At 72.9% G+C, this 15,167-nt stretch carries 14 protein-coding genes and 1 pseudogene; 9 read left to right on the forward strand and 6 right to left on the reverse strand.

Annotation, left to right across the window (positions count from 1 at the left end; all coding sequences use genetic code 11):
* Positions 1-33: 33 nt before the first annotated feature.
* Positions 34-1,431 (reverse strand): DUF6421 family protein, encoded by a 1,398-nt coding sequence (locus tag ACGFSH_RS15390; protein WP_393348625.1) that lies wholly within the window; start codon positions 1,429-1,431, stop codon positions 34-36.
* A 260-nt stretch (positions 1,432-1,691) separates the two neighbouring features.
* Between ACGFSH_RS15390 and ACGFSH_RS15395 the strand changes: the two genes are divergently transcribed.
* Positions 1,692-2,375 (forward strand): glycerophosphodiester phosphodiesterase, encoded by a 684-nt coding sequence (locus ACGFSH_RS15395; RefSeq protein WP_393348627.1) that lies wholly within the window; start codon positions 1,692-1,694, stop codon positions 2,373-2,375.
* A 13-nt stretch (positions 2,376-2,388) separates the two neighbouring features.
* Here ACGFSH_RS15395 and ACGFSH_RS15400 read toward each other — a convergent pair whose 3' ends face one another.
* Positions 2,389-2,928, reverse strand: a complete 540-nt coding sequence (locus ACGFSH_RS15400; protein WP_393348629.1) for a GNAT family N-acetyltransferase — start codon at positions 2,926-2,928, stop codon at positions 2,389-2,391.
* Between the two features lie 72 nt (positions 2,929-3,000).
* Between ACGFSH_RS15400 and ACGFSH_RS15405 the strand changes: the two genes are divergently transcribed.
* Complete coding sequence (locus ACGFSH_RS15405) at positions 3,001-3,399, forward strand: VOC family protein (protein WP_393348631.1); 399 nt, start codon at positions 3,001-3,003, stop codon at positions 3,397-3,399.
* 222 nt (positions 3,400-3,621) lie between these two features.
* Positions 3,622-4,386 carry a VOC family protein gene (locus ACGFSH_RS15410; protein WP_393348633.1) on the forward strand — a complete coding sequence of 255 codons (765 nt, stop codon included), beginning with the start codon at positions 3,622-3,624 and terminating at the stop codon, positions 4,384-4,386.
* 138 nt (positions 4,387-4,524) lie between these two features.
* On the opposite strand, the gene ACGFSH_RS15415 is transcribed toward ACGFSH_RS15410, so the two are convergent.
* Positions 4,525-5,031 (reverse strand): MarR family winged helix-turn-helix transcriptional regulator, encoded by a 507-nt coding sequence (locus tag ACGFSH_RS15415; RefSeq protein ID WP_393349156.1) that lies wholly within the window; start codon positions 5,029-5,031, stop codon positions 4,525-4,527.
* Between the two features lie 203 nt (positions 5,032-5,234).
* Complete coding sequence (locus ACGFSH_RS15420; protein WP_393348635.1) at positions 5,235-6,941, reverse strand: FUSC family protein; 1,707 nt, start codon at positions 6,939-6,941, stop codon at positions 5,235-5,237.
* A gap of 254 nt (positions 6,942-7,195) precedes the next feature.
* Between ACGFSH_RS15420 and ACGFSH_RS15425 the strand changes: the two genes are divergently transcribed.
* From ACGFSH_RS15425 to ACGFSH_RS15440, 4 genes are all read left to right on the forward strand, one after another.
* The gene (locus ACGFSH_RS15425) at positions 7,196-7,744 is read left to right on the forward strand and encodes a DUF5134 domain-containing protein (RefSeq protein ID WP_393348637.1); all 549 of its coding nucleotides are present in this window, start codon (positions 7,196-7,198) and stop codon (positions 7,742-7,744) included.
* A gap of 338 nt (positions 7,745-8,082) precedes the next feature.
* Positions 8,083-8,832: a phosphatase PAP2 family protein gene (locus tag ACGFSH_RS15430; protein ID WP_393348639.1), complete on the forward strand. Its 750-nt coding sequence runs from the start codon at positions 8,083-8,085 to the stop codon at positions 8,830-8,832.
* Positions 8,833-8,842: 10 nt separating this feature from the next.
* Positions 8,843-9,565, forward strand: a complete 723-nt coding sequence (locus ACGFSH_RS15435; protein ID WP_393348640.1) for an HAD family hydrolase — start codon at positions 8,843-8,845, stop codon at positions 9,563-9,565.
* Positions 9,566-9,804: 239 nt separating this feature from the next.
* Entirely contained in the window at positions 9,805-10,479 is a 675-nt protein-coding gene (locus ACGFSH_RS15440; RefSeq protein WP_393348642.1) for a TetR/AcrR family transcriptional regulator, read from the forward strand.
* Here ACGFSH_RS15440 and ACGFSH_RS15445 read toward each other — a convergent pair.
* Positions 10,467-11,969 carry an LVIVD repeat-containing protein gene (locus ACGFSH_RS15445; protein ID WP_393348644.1) on the reverse strand — a complete coding sequence of 501 codons (1,503 nt, stop codon included), beginning with the start codon at positions 11,967-11,969 and terminating at the stop codon, positions 10,467-10,469. The two genes, ACGFSH_RS15440 and ACGFSH_RS15445, sit on opposite strands and share 13 nt — an antisense overlap.
* 204 nt (positions 11,970-12,173) lie before the next feature.
* On the opposite strand from ACGFSH_RS15445, the gene ACGFSH_RS15450 reads away from it, so the two are divergent.
* Entirely contained in the window at positions 12,174-12,797 is a 624-nt protein-coding gene (locus ACGFSH_RS15450; protein ID WP_393349158.1) for a DUF305 domain-containing protein, read from the forward strand.
* 75 nt (positions 12,798-12,872) lie between these two features.
* Here the strand turns inward: ACGFSH_RS15450 and ACGFSH_RS15455 are convergent.
* Positions 12,873-13,430 (reverse strand): annotated as a pseudogene (locus ACGFSH_RS15455) (DUF6214 family protein); the annotation flags it as partial.
* A gap of 201 nt (positions 13,431-13,631) precedes the next feature.
* Between ACGFSH_RS15455 and ACGFSH_RS15460 the strand changes: the two are divergent.
* Complete coding sequence (locus tag ACGFSH_RS15460; protein ID WP_393348646.1) at positions 13,632-14,999, forward strand: FAD-dependent oxidoreductase; 1,368 nt, start codon at positions 13,632-13,634, stop codon at positions 14,997-14,999.
* The last annotated feature ends 168 nt before the right edge of the window (positions 15,000-15,167 follow it).

Genomic DNA, 15,167 nt, shown 5'->3' on the forward strand with positions numbered 1-15,167 from the left:
CCTCCTGAGCAGTGTTCTCGGTACGCAGGTCGCTCACGCGGCGATCCGCTCGGCGCTGTCCGCCGTGATGCCCCGGGTGGAGGCGATCACGCTCTTCAGCTTCTTGGACAGTGCCTCATAGAACATGCTCAGCGGAAACTCGTCCGCAAGCACGTCGTCGACGAGTTTGCGGGGCGGCTGGGTCAGGTCCAGGGCGTCGGGGCCCTTGGCCCACTTGGAGCCCGGGTGCGGCGCGAGGTAGGTGGAGACCAGCTCGTAGCCGGCGAACCAGTGGACCAGCTTGGGGCGGTCGATGCCGTCGCGGTACAGCTGCTCGATGTCGGCGCACAGCTGGTTGGTGACCTGCGGGGCGCGCTGCCAGTCGATGTGCAGCTTGTTGTCCGTCCAGCGGATGACGTCGTGCTTGTGCAGGTAGGCGAAGAGCAGCTGGCCGCCGAGGCCGTCGTAGTTGCGCACCCGCTCACCGGTGACCGGGAAGCGGAACATGCGGTCGAACAGGACCGCGTACTGCACGTCACGGGCCTGCGGGACGCCGTCGTCCTGGAGCTTCACGGCCTCCTTGAAGGCGGTGAGGTCGCAGCGCAGCTCCTCCAGGCCGTACATCCAGAACGGCTGGCGCTGCTTGATCATGAACGGGTCGAAGGGCAGGTCGCCGTGGCTGTGGGTGCGGTCGTGGACCATGTCCCACAGCACGAAGGCCTCCTCGCAGCGCTTCTGGTCGTGGACCATGGCGGCGATGTCCTCGGGCAGCTCCAGACCCAGCACGTCCACCGCGGCGTCGGTGACCCGGCGGAAGCGGGCGGCCTCGCGGTCGCAGAAGATGCCACCCCAGGAGAAACGTTCCGGCGCTTCACGGACGGCGATGGTCTCCGGGAAGAGGACGGCCGAGTTGGTGTCGTAACCGGCCGTGAAGTCCTCGAACGTGATGCCGCAGAACAGCGGGTTGTCGTAGCGGGTGCGCTCCAGCTCGGCCAGCCAGTCCGGCCAGACCATGCGCAGCACGACGGCTTCCAGGTTGCGGTCCGGGTTGCCGTTCTGCGTGTACATCGGGAAGACGACCAGGTGCTGCAGGCCGTCGCGACGGTTCGCGGCGGGCTGGAAGGCCAGCAGGGAGTCGAGGAAGTCCGGCACCTCGAAGCCGCCGTCGGCCCAGACCCGCAGGTCCTTCGCCAGGGCACCGTGGTAGTCGGCGTCGTGCGGAAGCAGCGGGGAGAGCTCCTCGACGGCCTCGATCACCCGCTGGACCGCCTGCTCGGCGTCCGCGCGCCGCGGTGCGTCCTCGGCCGTGAAGTCGATCGATCCGTCCTTGGCCTGCCAGGGCCGGATCTCCTCCACGGCATCCTTGAGCACGCGCCACGCCGGGTGCTCCACCACCCTGGTCGCCGGAGGAACCCGATCCTCCGTAGCTGCCTGCACAAGAATTTCCGTCATGTCCCATCCTCCACTGGAGAACCTCGCGTCAGCACACCGTATGCATATGAGGTTTCCTCCAGCAAGTGGACCTTCGGGAAAATATCCTGCGAGCCAGCATCTTCACCGCACTTTTTCCTGTCGGGCACGGAAGCGACGACGCTTCCGCGAGGGCAGGACGGGTAGGAACTCCGAGGACGCACGCGCCTCCCGTGCCGGCCCGCGCGGCCGGCGGCCCGAGCGCTCCCCCGGCCCAGCCGTCGACGGAAACGAGTCCCGCCTTGAACTTCCTCACCATCGGCCACCGCGGAGTGATGGGCGTCGAGCCCGAGAACACCCTGCGCTCCTTCGTCGCCGCCGAGCAGGCCGGCCTGGACGTCATCGAACTCGACCTGCATCTGAGCAAGGACGGCGCGCTGGTGGTCATGCACGACCTCGACGTGGACCGCACGACCGACGGCGCCGGGGCCGTCGGCGACCAGACCCTCGCCGAGCTGCGGACCCTCGACGCGGGACGCGGGGAGCGCGTGCCGGTCTTCGAGGAGGTCCTGGACGCCGTGCGCACACCGCTCCAGGCCGAGATCAAGGACGTCCGGGCGGCGCGGGCGCTGGCCGAGGTGATCCGGGACCGGGACCTGACCGGGCGGGTGGAGGTGTCCTCCTTCCACGACGAGGCGGTCGCCGAGATGCGGCGGCTGGTCCCGGGGGTGCGCACCGCGCTGATCGGCAGCCGCTACGACCTCGCCGTCGTGGACCGGGCCGTGACGGCGGGCGCCGCCACGCTCTGCCTCAACCTCAGGCGCCTGACGCTGGAGATCGTCGAGGAGGCCCGCAAGCGCGACCTGCGGATCATCGGCTGGGTGGTGAACACCCAGGAACAGCTGCGGATCGCCCGCGCCTTCGGACTCGACGGCGTCACCACCGACCACCCGGAGATCCGGCGCACCGGCCGCTTCACCGCCTAGCGGGCCGGGGCGTTCAGACGAGTTCCTTGACCAGCAGCTCGAACTCGAGGTCGTCGCGCTGCGGGATGCCGAAGCGCTCGTCGCCGTACGGGAAGGGGGTCATGCGTCCCGTACGGCGGTAGCCGCGGCGCTCGTACCAGGCGATGAGGTCCTCGCGGACGGAGATCACGGTCATGTGCATCTCGGTGACGTCCCACTCCTCGCGCGCCTCGCGCTCGGCCCGCGCCATCACGGCCTTGCCGAGTCCGCCGCCCTGCGCGGTCGGGCTGACCGCGAACATGCCGAAGTAGGCGTGGTCGCCGCGGTGCTCGAGCTGGCAGCAGGCGACGATCCGGCCGTCCTGCTCGGCCGTGAGCAGCCTGCAGTCGGCGGCCTCGACGACCGCGAGCACGCCGTCGGGGTCGGTGCGCTGCCCCTGGAGGATGTCCGCCTCCGTGGTCCAACCGGCCCGGCTGGAGTCCCCGCGGTAGGCGGATTCTATGAGCCGGACGACGGCGTCGACGTCGGCGGGGGTGGCGTCGCGGAAGGTCAGGTCGGTGGCGGCGGTGTCCATGCGGGCTATCTCCGGTCTCTGACATGTCTGGGCACGGGTGAGCCTAACTCCGCGCCGGTAGGCTCCGGATGCATGGTGCACGTGCTCAGCAGCAGAACCCTGCTCCGTCCCGCCGACCCCGACCGCTCCCGCGCCTTCTACGGGGAACAGCTCGGCCTGGCCGTCTTCCGCGAGTTCGGGACGGGGCCGGAGCGCGGGATCGTCTACTTCCTCGGCGGCGGTTTCCTGGAGCTCTCCGGCCGCGCGACGGCGCCGATGCCGCCCGACCCCGCGGTACGGCTGTGGCTTCAGGTGGCGGACGCGGCGGCCGCGCACGAGGAGCTGCGGGCCGAGGGCGTCGAGATCGTCCGTCCCCCGGTGCGGGAGCCGTGGGGCCTGGTCGAGATGTGGATCGCGGATCCGGACGGCACCCCGATCGTCCTGGTGGAGGTGCCCGCGGACCATCCGATGCGGTACCGCCCGGGCATCTGAGCCACCGGCCGAGGGACGACGGGACGACAAGGGCTCGCCCGAGGGCGCGCCGGGGCCGCCCCGGGCCCGCCCGCCTCGCCCTCGTCCGCAGGCCCGCGCGCCGCCACGTCCGCCCCTCGGGCGCTCCGACCAGGGCCTTCGTGCCGAGACGGTCAGCGGATGCCGTCGTCCGGGGTGAGGCTTAGCGTGCTGGAGGGGGTCCCCTTCGTCGGAAGGAACGTCATGAAGCTCGACGCGCCCGTGCCCGGCGGGCCCTGCTGGGCCGAGCTGGGGACCGGTGACCTGGAGACGGCGCAGCGGTTCTACGCGGAGTTGTTCGGCTGGCGCGCGCAGACGGATCCGCGGGAGGAGGCGGGCGGGTACACGGTCGCGCACCTCGGCGAGCGGGCCGTGGCCGCGCTCACCCCCCTCCACCAGCAGGCGCAGCCGTGCGCCTGGAGCGTGTCGTTCGCGGTGACCGACGCGGACGTCAGCGCGCGACTGCTCACGGAGGCCGGCGGCAAGGTGATGGTCGGTCCGATGGACGTCTTCGACGCGGGCCGCTTCGTCGTCGCCCTGGATCCGGCCGGCGCCGCGTTCCAGCTGTGGCAGGCGCGGACCTTCCCCGGCGCCGGCGTGTTCAACGCGCCCGGCTCGCTCGGCTGGGTCGAGCTGCTGACCCGCGATCCGGAGCGGGCGGAGACCTTCTACACCACGGTGTTCGGCTGGACCGTCGGCTCCTCGGAGAACTACGTGCAGTGGGGCGTCGGCGGCGCCGACTTCGGCGGCATGATCACGATGGACGAGAAGTTCGCGCCGGAGGTGCCGCCGCATTGGCTGCCGTACTTCGCGGTGGCCGACGTCGACGCCGCCACGCGGACGGCCGTCGAGGCGGGCGGCAGCGTCCTCATGGAACCGGCCTCCGTGCCGGACGGTCCGCGCATCGCCGTGCTGCGGGACCCGCCGGGCGCGGCCTTCGGCTTGTACCGCGCGGGCGACGAGGGGTGAAGGCCGAGAACGCCCCGACCGCCCGGCAGGCGACGGTCCGCGACCACCGCAGCGGCGCGGCGCCCCCGCGGACACTGCGGACTTCGCGGACGCTGCGGACTTCGCGGACCCTGCGGAACCCGTGGCCGAGCCTGCCGCTCAGACGCGCAGCGTGCGCAGATGGCCCTCCAGCCGGCTGAGCAACTCCCCCAGCAGGTCGGCCAGCTCGCCCTGGCTGCCGCCGTCCAGGGCCGACAGGACCGCGCTCTCGTAGGCGAGCTGCTCGGGCATGATGCCGTCGACGAGGTCCCGGCCGGCGTCCGTGAGGCGGAGGTGGGCGACCCGGCGGTCCCGGGTGTCGCCGCGCCGTTCCACGAGACCGCGCTCGGTGAGCTGCTTGACGCGTTTGGTGACCGCCGCCCCGGAGGAGAAGGTCTCGCGGGCCAGCTCCCCGGGGGTCAGCTCGTGGCCGGTCCGGCGCAGCGCGCCGAGCAGGTCGAACTCGGGCCGGCTCAGCCCGACCGCCCGCAACGGCGCGTCCTCGGCCTGCTGAAGCAGGGCGGCGCACCGGTTGACCCGGCCGATGATCTCCATGGGGCCGGTGTCCAGGTCGGGCCGGACGGTCCGCCACTGCCGTACGACGGCGGCGACCGTGTCGTTGCGCACCGCGCCGCCACCGGCGGCCGGGTCACCGCCCGCCGAGGCGACGCCGGTGACCGAGGGGGCGTCTGCGGGGTCGGGCGTTTCGGTGTCCGTGGCGCCGGGAGCGGCGACCGGGGCGTCCGTCTCGGGGCGTCTCCCCGGGGTGTTCCCGTCCGCGGCGCCCTCCGGCGCCCCGCTCCCGGCCGCCGCCCGTCCCTGCGTCGCCGTCATCGCCGCACGTCCTCCGCTCTCCCGTTCGCGTCCCGGTCCAGGAGCAGCCCCTGGCGCCGTACCGTCGTCGCGAGCGTACGGTGTCCCGACTGCTCGGCCGTCACGACCCGCTCCTGGGGCAGGGCGCGCTGCCACCATTCGCCGGCCGCCGCGTCGGCGGTGGCGCGGAGGTCGACCAGGGCTGCGGCGAGGGCGCGGCGGGCCGCGTCCAGGGCCCTGGCGGCGGGACGCGGCTCGGCCACCAGGCGGGCGGCGTGCTCCCGGGCCTGTTCGACCGCCGTCAGGGCCCCTTCCAGCCGGTCGCCGGCCCGCCGGTTGGTGACGGCGACCGCCGCGGTGAAACCGACCACCGCGCCGACGAGCGTGTCCACGAGCCGCTCTGCCATGAGCCGGCCCGGGTCCTGGAGCTGCGCGAACTCGGTGATGAGCAGAGCCATCGGGGTCACGCAGACGGTACCCAGCCAGTAGTTGCGGCTGATCAGCGCCTCGGCCCCGAAGTTGAGGGCGAGGCAGACCAGGACGAGCGCGGCCTGGGCGAGGTGGGCGAGCGGGACCAGCGCGGCGAAGGCGAGGACGCCGACGACGTTGCCGACGACGCGCTGCACCGCGCGGCTCCAGGTGAGGGTGACGTTGGCCTGGTAGAGGGAGGCCGCGGTGACCAGGGCCCAGTAGGGACGGCCGACGCCGAGGGCGAGGGAGGCGTACCCGGCGAGGGCGCAGCCCAGGGCGGTGCGTGCCGCCAGGGGCGCCAAGGAGCCGAGACGACGCTTCAACGGCGTCCGCCCGACGGCGAGTTCGACGTCGACGCCGAGGAGTTCGTCGTCGTCGGCCAGGTCGGCGGGGTGAGGGGCGGGTGCGGTGCCGCGCAGCTCGCGGGCCCAGTCGCGCAGCCCGGCCGGGTCCGTGTCGGCGGGCGCGGCGAGGGCGATCTCGGCCCGCACGACGAGCCGTTCCAGCGCGCGACGGTTCTCCCCGGCGCGCGCCGACAGGAGCGTCTGCCAGGCGGCGTGCACGGCGGCGGCCGCCGCGGCGCGGGCCCGGTCCTCGCCCTCGCCCGCCGTGTGCGCCTCGACCCGGGCGGCGGCCGCGTTCAGGGCGTGCGCGGTGGCGCGCCGCTCGGGGCCGTGCGGACGGACCGGTGCGGGCGCCATGCCGACCAGCCAGGCCCAGCCGCCCGCGGCGAGAGCGAGACCGAGATGGCCGGGGACCTGCCCGAGGGTCTGCGGCACGAACAGCGACGCGGAACTGATGAAGGTGAGGACCACGTTGCCGGGCGGCCCGAGTCGGGTCGCGTCGCAGACGGCCTTCTGCGCGGCCGCGAGGAGCGCGCCGACGGTGACCAGGATCACGGACGAAGAGGTCAGCGAGGCGGCGAGCAGGGCGACGGCCAGGCCGCTCGTCATACCGAGCACCACCAGCGCCAGCACGCGGGCCCGGGCCGCGTAGGGGCGGTTGTGGGCGTAGAGGGCGCACAGGGAGCCGGCCATCGTGTACACGGCCAGGTCCAGCCGTCCGAGCGCCAGCAGGAGCAGGTTCGGCGGGGCGACGGCGGCGATCACGCTCAGGGCGGGCTTGAACCAGATGTCCGAGGGGCGGCCGAGCCTCAGGACTCCGGCGAGGGGAAGACGGCGGCCGGGGCGCTTGCGGGACTCGGGGAGGGGCCGCCGCCCGGGCCCGGGTCGCTGAGGGGTCGCACTGCTCATACCCATCAATTTAACATGTGTTTTACCTGTGAAATATTTCGGCGCCCCTCCCGTGCTCCCGTGCACTCCCATGCGCCCGCGTGCCCGCGCCACGGCATGGGCATCGCATTCCTCGACGGCGGACGCCCGACGGAAGCCGGAGCGCCACCGAGCGGCCGACGGGCGGCAGGTGACCGCCGGCGGGAATCGCCGGGCCGGGCCGTGCACGTCGAGCGGGGAACGTCGGGCCAAGAACGTCGAGCGGGGAGGTGCGCGTGCACGGACCGGCTTCGCCCGGCTGGCTGCTCGTCGCGTTGTGCGCGGCGACCGGGGCGTACTGCCTGCTGCGGATGCGCAGCGGGGTCGAGGAACAGAGACGCGCGGCGGGCGGCGAGGCGCTCATGGGGTTCGGCATGGCGGCGATGGCGGTGCCGCCGGCCGTGTTCACCCCACCGCCGTGGGCGTGGCCCGCCTACGCCGCGGTCTTCGGCGCGGCGGCACTGCGGGCGCTGTGGTCGGCCCGGGCCGGCGCCCACCACCTGCACCATCTGGTGGGCACGGGGGCCATGGTCTACATGGCGGCGGTGATGGCCGGCGCCCCGGCTCACGGACACGGCCACGGACACGGCGGCTCGGGGGTCCCGCTCCTCACGGGCGCGCTGCTGGCCTACTTCACCGGATACGTCCTCCTCGCGGGGGTCAGACTGCTGCCGGCCGCCGGCGTGGCCGGGGCCGCCGTCGCATGGGGCGACCGACCCGAGGTGGCGCGGGCGTGCCGCCTGTCGATGGGCATCGGCATGCTGGCCATGCTGCTGACCATGTGATCCCCGCCCCGGCTCGTCGCCCCGGGCCGACCAGCAGGACCCGCAGAGCCGAACTCCGCCCGCACGCACCGCTGTTGCGGGTGAGAGGGCGGAATGTTCTGCCCCTCTCCCACCTCTCGGGCACATGTCCCGCTGCATGTACACCGGTTGCTCACCGAGCCCGACCTGCTCACCGCGGCATGAAGGCCACTGAGGCTACGGGAGGCCACGGAGGTCATAGGAACTGTGGGGGCCGGACGGGGCGCCCCCTGTCAGTCGCCCTCGGTCTGCGCCGGATCGCGGTCGGGACGCGGGATTCGGGTTCGCCCTCGGCGGGCCCGGTCGGCGAGGATCGTCGTATGCACCACGCGTCCGTCGACTCACCGCGCCGTTCCGTCGCTCCGCGCACGGCCGCCCGGGTCGCGCTCGTCCTCGGCCTGTGCTCCGTCGTCCTCCTCGCCCTCGTCGTCGGCGAGTGGGGGCCGCTGACGACCGTCGACCGGGACGCCGCCCGCACCACTCACCGCTGGGCCGTCGCCGATCCCGAGGCCACCCGGGTCTGCCGCATCCTGACCGACTGGGTCTGGGATCCCGTGACCATGCGTCTGCTGGGCGCGGCGGTGGCCGTGTGGCTGCTGTGGCGGCACGCGGACCGGTGGACCGCCGGGTGGCTGGTGGTCACGGCCGCGCTGGGGACGGTGATCCAGCAGGCGCTCAAGGCCGCCGTCGGCCGCGCCCGTCCGGTCTGGCCCGATCCCGTCGACTCGGCGCACTACGCCGCCTACCCCTCCGGTCATGCCCTGACCGCCACGGTGGTGTGCGGTCTGCTGCTGTGGCTGCTGCGCCGGCACGGCGCCGGCACGGTCCTGTGGCGCACGGCGGTGACGGTGGCGGTGATCTCCGTGGTGGGCGTGGGACTGACCAGGATCTGGCTGGGGGTGCACTGGCCCTCGGACGTCCTGGCGGGCTGGCTGCTCGGGGCCGCGCTGGTCGCACTGGCGATCGCGGCTCACCTGCGCTTCCGTCCGTGCCCGACGGAACCGGCGTACCGGGCGCACCGAGCGGAACGGCGAGGCGATGCCGGGTGGCGGGGTCGCCGGGGTTCGTAGGATCGGGCGTATGACGAGCGTGCTGTTCGACTTCTCCGGGACCCTGTTCCGCATCGAGTCCGCCGAGTCCTGGCTGCGCTCGGTGCTGCGCGCGTCGGGCCTCACGATGCCGGAGCGGGAGCTGGCCTGGACGGCGCGGGCCCTGGAGGCGGCGGGCGGGCTGCCGGGCGGGGCGGCCCCGGTCCGGGTGCCCGGCGAGCTGGCGGAGCTGTGGCGGGTGCGGGACGAGAGCGCGGAGCTGCACCGGACCGCGTACACCGCCCTGTGTCGTCAGGTGCCCTTGCCTGCCCCGGAGTTGTACGACGCGCTGTACGACCGGCACATGACGCCGGCCGCCTGGTCGCCGTACCCCGATGCCCGGGCCGTGCTCGGCGGGTTGCGCGAGCGCGGTGCGCGGGTGGGCGTGGTCAGCAACATCGGCTGGGATCTGCGGCCCGTGTTCCGTGCGCACGGCCTCGACGCGTACGTCGACGCGTACACGCTGTCGTACGAGCACGGCGTACAGAAGCCGGACGCGCGGCTGTTCACGATCGCGTGCGAGGCGCTGGGCGCCGATCCCCGCAGGACGCTGATGGTGGGCGACGACCGGTGGGCCGACGGCGGCGCGGCCGCTCTGGGCTGTGCGGTGCACTTCGTGGACCACCTGCCGGCGGCAAAACGCCCGGACGGACTGCGGCCGGTGCTTGAACTGCTGGAACCCGTGGACCGAACGGCCGGCGGGGACACGGCGTAGGCCCTTGACGGGAGAAGCGGTTGCGGGCCGCCGGGAACAACGGCGTTCGGAGCGGCGGGAACCGCGGCTGGTGAACCGGCGCGACGGTAGCCTCAGGACACCATCGGGGAAGGAGCACGCCCACTCTGGACGATCCCCCGCGTCGCCCAGAGCAGGCGGCAGCCCGGCGAACTCCTGGCGGAGCCGGCCGGGTTCCTGAGTATAGTTGGCTGGCAGCCAGTCAACGCAGGAGTTACAGGATGTCCCCGCGCAGCGCTTCGGTCAATGAGGAATTGCGGCGGCGTTCCCGGGAACGGCTGCTGCACGCCACGGTGGAACTGGTGGGAGAGCGCGGGTACGAGGCCACGACCCTCGGCGACATCGCCGACCGGGCGGGCACGGCGCGCGGCCTGGTGTCGTACTACTTCCCCGGTAAGCGTCAACTGGTGCAGTCGGCGGTGCACCGCCTGATGCACCGCACCCTGGAAGAGGCGCTCGAGCGCGAGCCGCACACCGAGGACGGCCGGGAGCGGATGGCCCGGGCCATCGACGCGATCATGGGGCTGGCCCGGGACCGCACGGTGCTGATGCGTCAGCACATGGCGGGGCTGCTCCAGGCCGAGGGCTTCCTTCAGTGCCCGGAGCAGCAGCGACTGGCCGAACTCCTGCGGGACACCGCCGCCCGGCACGGCTCGCAGGACGCCGCCCACGACTACCCGATGCTGCGTTCCCAGCTGATGGGCGCCGTCTACGCGATGGTGCTGCCGAACGTGCCGCTGCCGCTCGTGAGACTGCGCGCCGACCTGTTCGCGCGCTACCGCCTCGACTGGGAGCAGGGCGCCCCGCCGGACGCCGAGGCGCCCGGCGGGAGGGCCGGCGCCGATCTGTCACGGTTCTTCGCGACGGACCTGCCGGCCGGGGATCAGTCGAAGTAGTCCGGCTGGGTCTGGACGTTGAGCTCGCCCAGCCGCACCCGCTTCGCCGGGTCCGTGCGCTTGTCGTCGAGCTTGAGGACGTCGAAGCCCTTGGCGATGTCGTTGGAGTAGATGTAGCCGTTGTAGTAGTACGCCGACCACGCGCCGCCGGTCTGGAGGGTAGTGGTGCTCAGCGGGCCGCGCTCGAAGTAGGCGATCTCCTTCGGCTTCGTCGAGTCGGTGAAGTCCCAGACGGAGACGCCGCCCTGGTACCAGGCCTGCACCATGAGGTCCTTGCCCTTGACCGGGATCAGCGAGCCGTTGTGGGCGACGCAGTTCTCGGTGTCCGCCTGGTGGCGCGGGATCTTGTAGTAGCCGCGGAAGACGAGCTTGCGCTTGTCGCCCTTGCCGACGATGTCGTAGATGCCGTCGGCGCCGCGGTTCGGGCCGGTCGCCTCGTTGCAGGTGGCCGCACCGCCGCCGCCCAGCTCGTCGGTGAACACGACCTTGTCGGCCCTCTGGTTGAAGGTCGCGGAGTGCCAGAACGCGAAGTTGACGTTGTCCTGCACCTGGTCGATGACCTTCGGGTGCTCCGGGTCCTTGATGGAGAAGAGGATGCCGTCGCCCATGCAGGCGCCGGCCGCCAGGTCCTTGGCCGGCAGCACGGTGATGTCGTGGCAGCCGGTGGTCTTGGAGACTCCCGGATTGACCGGACCGCCGGGGTTGCCGCCGCCGTCCGGGCCCTCGCCCGGGAACAGCACGGGGAAGTTGACGACGGCGGCCTTCTCGGGCGCCTTGCGGGGCACCTTGATGACCGAGATGCCGTCGTGCGGGGGCTGGCAGTCGGGGTAGGCCGCGCTGGGCGAGTACGAGGAGACGTAGATGTAGACGTTCTTGCGCTCGGGCACCAGGGTGTGGGTGTGCGAGCCGCAGGCGGTCTCGACGGCGGCGACGTACTTCGGGTTCGCCTTGTCGCTGATGTCGAAGACCTTCATGCCCTCCCAGGAGGACTTCTCGGTCACCGGTTGCGTGGTGCTGTTGCAACTGCTGTCGCTGCGCGAGGAGTCGGTCGACAGGAAGAGCAGGTCACCCGAGACGGAGACGTCGTTCTGCGAGCCGGGGCAGAGCACCTGGGCCACCGTCTTCGGCGACTTCGGGTTGCTGATGTCGAAGACGCGGAAACCGTCGTAGTTGCCCGCGAAGGCGTACTTGCCCTGGAACGCCAGGTCCGAATTGGTGCCCGGTAAGGCGTCCTTGGGGATGTTCGCCAGGTGCCGGATGTTGGCGGAGTGGACGATCTCGTCCTGCCCGGGTATCGCGCCGTCCGCGATCGCCGCGGCCACACCGGCCCTGGCGCCTTGCGAAATCTTCCGCTGCGCGGCGGGGCCCTCTCCCGGGTCGGGGGTCGCGGCCGCCGGGACCGCCGTCAGGAGTGCGGCGAGGAGACCGGCGCACGCGGCGGCGACGGACAGCCGTCTGCGTCGTGTTCGAGGATCGTTCAACAGGGTCACTGCATCCTCCCTTGTCACCGTTCACGGGGAACGGTTCACGGTGCTCGCAAGTATCGTCTTCATCATGCACATATCAAAGGATGGCAACGCACTCGTCATGAATCTTTCCGTTCACTGACGCCACCCGTGGTGCATAGATCCAGACAGGAAGCGATTCCGTACCCAACTCACCGCTCCCAGGAGGTCGTTGTGCCGGTCCGTCGCATGCCCCTCGCCTCGGTCGCCCTGCTGCTGGCACTCGCCCTCGCGGGCTGCGACTCCGGACCGGACGACCCGTCACCTGCGGGCGAAGGCCCCTCGGTGATCGCGCCCGGCGGGCCCGGTGACGCGAACCGGACCCTCTCCGCCCAGGAGGCGGCCGAGCAGCGCGCCGACGACGACACCCCCAACACCGCCGACGTGTCGTACGCGCAGAGGATGATCCAGCACCACGCCCAGGCGCTGAAGATGACCGAACTCGTGCCGGACCATGCTGGCTCGGGGGACGTCAAGCGGCTCGCCCTGCGCATCGCCGCCGCCCAGGGCCCGGAGATCGGGGCCATGAAGGGCTGGCTCACGGCGCACGGCAGGAAACCGGCGAGCGGCGGGCACGACCACACCGCCATGCCCGGGATGGCGACCGAGGCCCAACTGGCCGCGTTACGTGCGGCGCACGGCAAGGCGTTCGACGCCCTCTTCCTCTCCCTGATGATCACCCACCACGAGGGAGCGCTCACCATGGCCGCCGAGGTCAAGGCCCAGGGCAACAACGTGCAGATCGAGGAGATGGCGGACGACGTCATCGCGCAGCAGACGAGCGAGATCACCCGGATGCGCGGCATGCGCTGACGCCCGGCCGGTTCGGCGGCGGGCGTGGCGGGGCGTCAGTATCCGGCGTCCCGCGCCTGCGCGACCAGCCGTTCTGCGCCTGCTGTGTCCCGTCGCGCACATGACCGCGAGGACCGGGTCGACGCCCTCCTCCTGGGCCGCGCGGTACTCCAGCGCCGGCAGGCGGCGCCCCTCGATCCCGCACGGCGGGCCCGGCCGGGCCCGCCGTCCGTCGTAGACCTCACCCGCCTCCTCCCACGACCGCGACGACGGCCCGCCCGGCACGTCCGGCACGTCCGGCTCAGGTGGCGCGTCCGGCGCGTCCGGCGCCTCCGGCACGCCGGAGGCATGGGAGGCATGGGAGGCATGGGAGGCACAGGAAGCGTCCGGGGCATCGGGCAGGCCCGGCGTGTCCGCCGTGCCGCCGCTCACGGCGCAGCCCTCGAACAGCGGCCCCTCGATCCAGTCCGCGAGGAGCGTCAGGTCGACGAGGGACAGGGCTGGGCGGGCGCGGACGTCCTCGATGGAGACGCGGCCGTCGCGTACCACGGCCGGCGGTTCGACGCGCGCGCCGTCGGTGAACGCCGGCCGCACCTGGAACCAGGACGTGGCGCCGCCCTCCTCCTGGACCTCCCACGCCGGCCACACGGACACCGTGCCGTCCTCGGCGCAACGGTCGGAAAGATCGAGAAAGGACGCCTCCAGCACCCACGCAACGTAACCGCACGATCACTTGGCATACGAACGGACACACGCGCGGCGGCCGGGCACGACACCCTGTCAGCGGAGCGGCGGCGGTGCGATGCTGGAGACGCCAGCGCTCTTCTCCGTACCCCTGGGGCAAGGAGTTCCGCCGTGCTGCGTGTCGCCGTCGTCGGTTCGGGGCCGAGTGGGGTCTACACCGCCCAGAGCCTCGTCCAGCGGGACCCCGAGGTGCTCGTCGACGTCCTGGACCGGCTGCCCTGCCCCTACGGGCTCGTGCGGTACGGCGTCGCCCCGGACCACGAGAAGATCAAGTCCCTCCAGCACAGCCTGCGCGCGGTCCTCGAACACGAGCGGGTGCGCTTCCTCGGCGGGATCCGGGTCGGCGCGGACGGGGTGCCCGTGGCGCGGCTGCGCGAGCTGTACCACGCCGTCGTGTACTGCGTGGGCGCCGCGTCGGACCGGCGTCTCGGCATTCCCGGGGAGGACCTGCCCGGCAGCCGGTCGGCGACCGACTTCGTGTCCTGGTACAGCGCGCACCCGGACGCCGTCGCCGCCGAGGACGCATTCGTGCGGGACGTCCGCGCGGCCGTCGTGGTGGGGGTGGGAAACGTCGCGGTGGACGTCACCCGGATGCTGGCCCGGGGCGTGGCCGAGCTGAGCCCCACCGACATGCCGCAGGCGGCGCTGGACGCGCTGTCCGCGAGCGGGGTGCGCGAGATCCACATGGTGGGGCGGCGCGGCCCCTCCCAGGCGCGCTTCACCACCAAGGAACTGCGCGAGCTGGGCGCACTGCCCGACACCGAGGTGCTCGTCGACGAGGCGGAGCTGGCGTCGGACCCGGCGTACGGCGACCCGTCGGGGTTGCCGGCGGCGCAGCGGCGCAACGTGGAGGTGCTGCGCGGCTGGGCGGCGACGCCGGCCGCCGGCGCCCGGCGGCGGATCCGGCTCCGGTTCTTCCTGCGTCCCGTCGCGCTGCTCGCCGTCGAGGGCCGGGTGGGCGCGGTGCGCTTCGAGCGGACGGCGCCGGACGGGCGGGGCGGCGTCACCGGCACCGGCCGCTACGAGGACGTCGAGGCCCAGTTGGTGCTGCGGTCGGTGGGCTATCGCGGATCGCCCGTGGAGGGGCTGCCGTTCGACGCGGTCAGCGGCACGGTGCCCCACGCGGCGGGCCGGGTCGTACGGGGAGGTGAGGTCGCGCCTGGCGAGTACGTGGCGGGCTGGATCAAGCGGGGTCCGACGGGGGTCATCGGCACCAACCGGCCGTGCGCGAAGGAGACGGCGGCGTCGGTGCTGGAGGACGCCCCGGCGCTCGCGCAGCGGCGGCTGTCCGGCGATCCGCTCGATCCGCTGCGCGCGGCCGGGGCCGAGCCCGTCGGGTGGGCGGGCTGGCTGGCGATCGAGCGGGCCGAGGCGGCGCTGGGCGCCTCGCTGGGGCGGGGCGTGGTGAAGCTGCCGGACTGGGCGGCGCTGAGGGCCGCGGCGGGGTCGGCCGCTCGTCCGCCCCTCGCACGCCCCTGAGGTCTGTCGTTTGGATCACCGCGCAGCCGCGGGGGCCGGCACGCGCTCCCCCAGAAGGGGGACCTCCAGCGGCGTTCTCGTCGGTTGCCGACTCCCCCGCTCGCGGCTGCGCTCGAAGGGGGCCTCCCATCGCGTCGACGCCCTCCTCCGCCTTGCAGCCGCACGCAC

The sequence above is a fragment of the Streptomyces sp. NPDC048481 genome, from assembly GCF_043200075.1.
Classification (GTDB): Bacteria; Actinomycetota; Actinomycetes; order Streptomycetales; family Streptomycetaceae; genus Streptomyces.

Coding starts and splice junctions, on each gene's coding strand:
- ACGFSH_RS15390 (WP_393348625.1), bottom strand. CDS start 1,431: ATGACGGAAATTCTTGTGCAGGCAGCTACGGAGGATCGGGTTCCTCCG.
- ACGFSH_RS15400 (WP_393348629.1), bottom strand. CDS start 2,928: ATGGACACCGCCGCCACCGACCTGACCTTCCGCGACGCCACCCCCGCC.
- ACGFSH_RS15405 (WP_393348631.1), top strand. CDS start 3,001: ATGGTGCACGTGCTCAGCAGCAGAACCCTGCTCCGTCCCGCCGACCCC.
- ACGFSH_RS15410 (WP_393348633.1), top strand. CDS start 3,622: ATGAAGCTCGACGCGCCCGTGCCCGGCGGGCCCTGCTGGGCCGAGCTG.
- ACGFSH_RS15420 (WP_393348635.1), bottom strand. CDS start 6,941: ATGAGCAGTGCGACCCCTCAGCGACCCGGGCCCGGGCGGCGGCCCCTC.
- ACGFSH_RS15430 (WP_393348639.1), top strand. CDS start 8,083: ATGCACCACGCGTCCGTCGACTCACCGCGCCGTTCCGTCGCTCCGCGC.
- ACGFSH_RS15435 (WP_393348640.1), top strand. CDS start 8,843: ATGACGAGCGTGCTGTTCGACTTCTCCGGGACCCTGTTCCGCATCGAG.
- ACGFSH_RS15440 (WP_393348642.1), top strand. CDS start 9,805: ATGTCCCCGCGCAGCGCTTCGGTCAATGAGGAATTGCGGCGGCGTTCC.
- ACGFSH_RS15450 (WP_393349158.1), top strand. CDS start 12,174: ATGCCCCTCGCCTCGGTCGCCCTGCTGCTGGCACTCGCCCTCGCGGGC.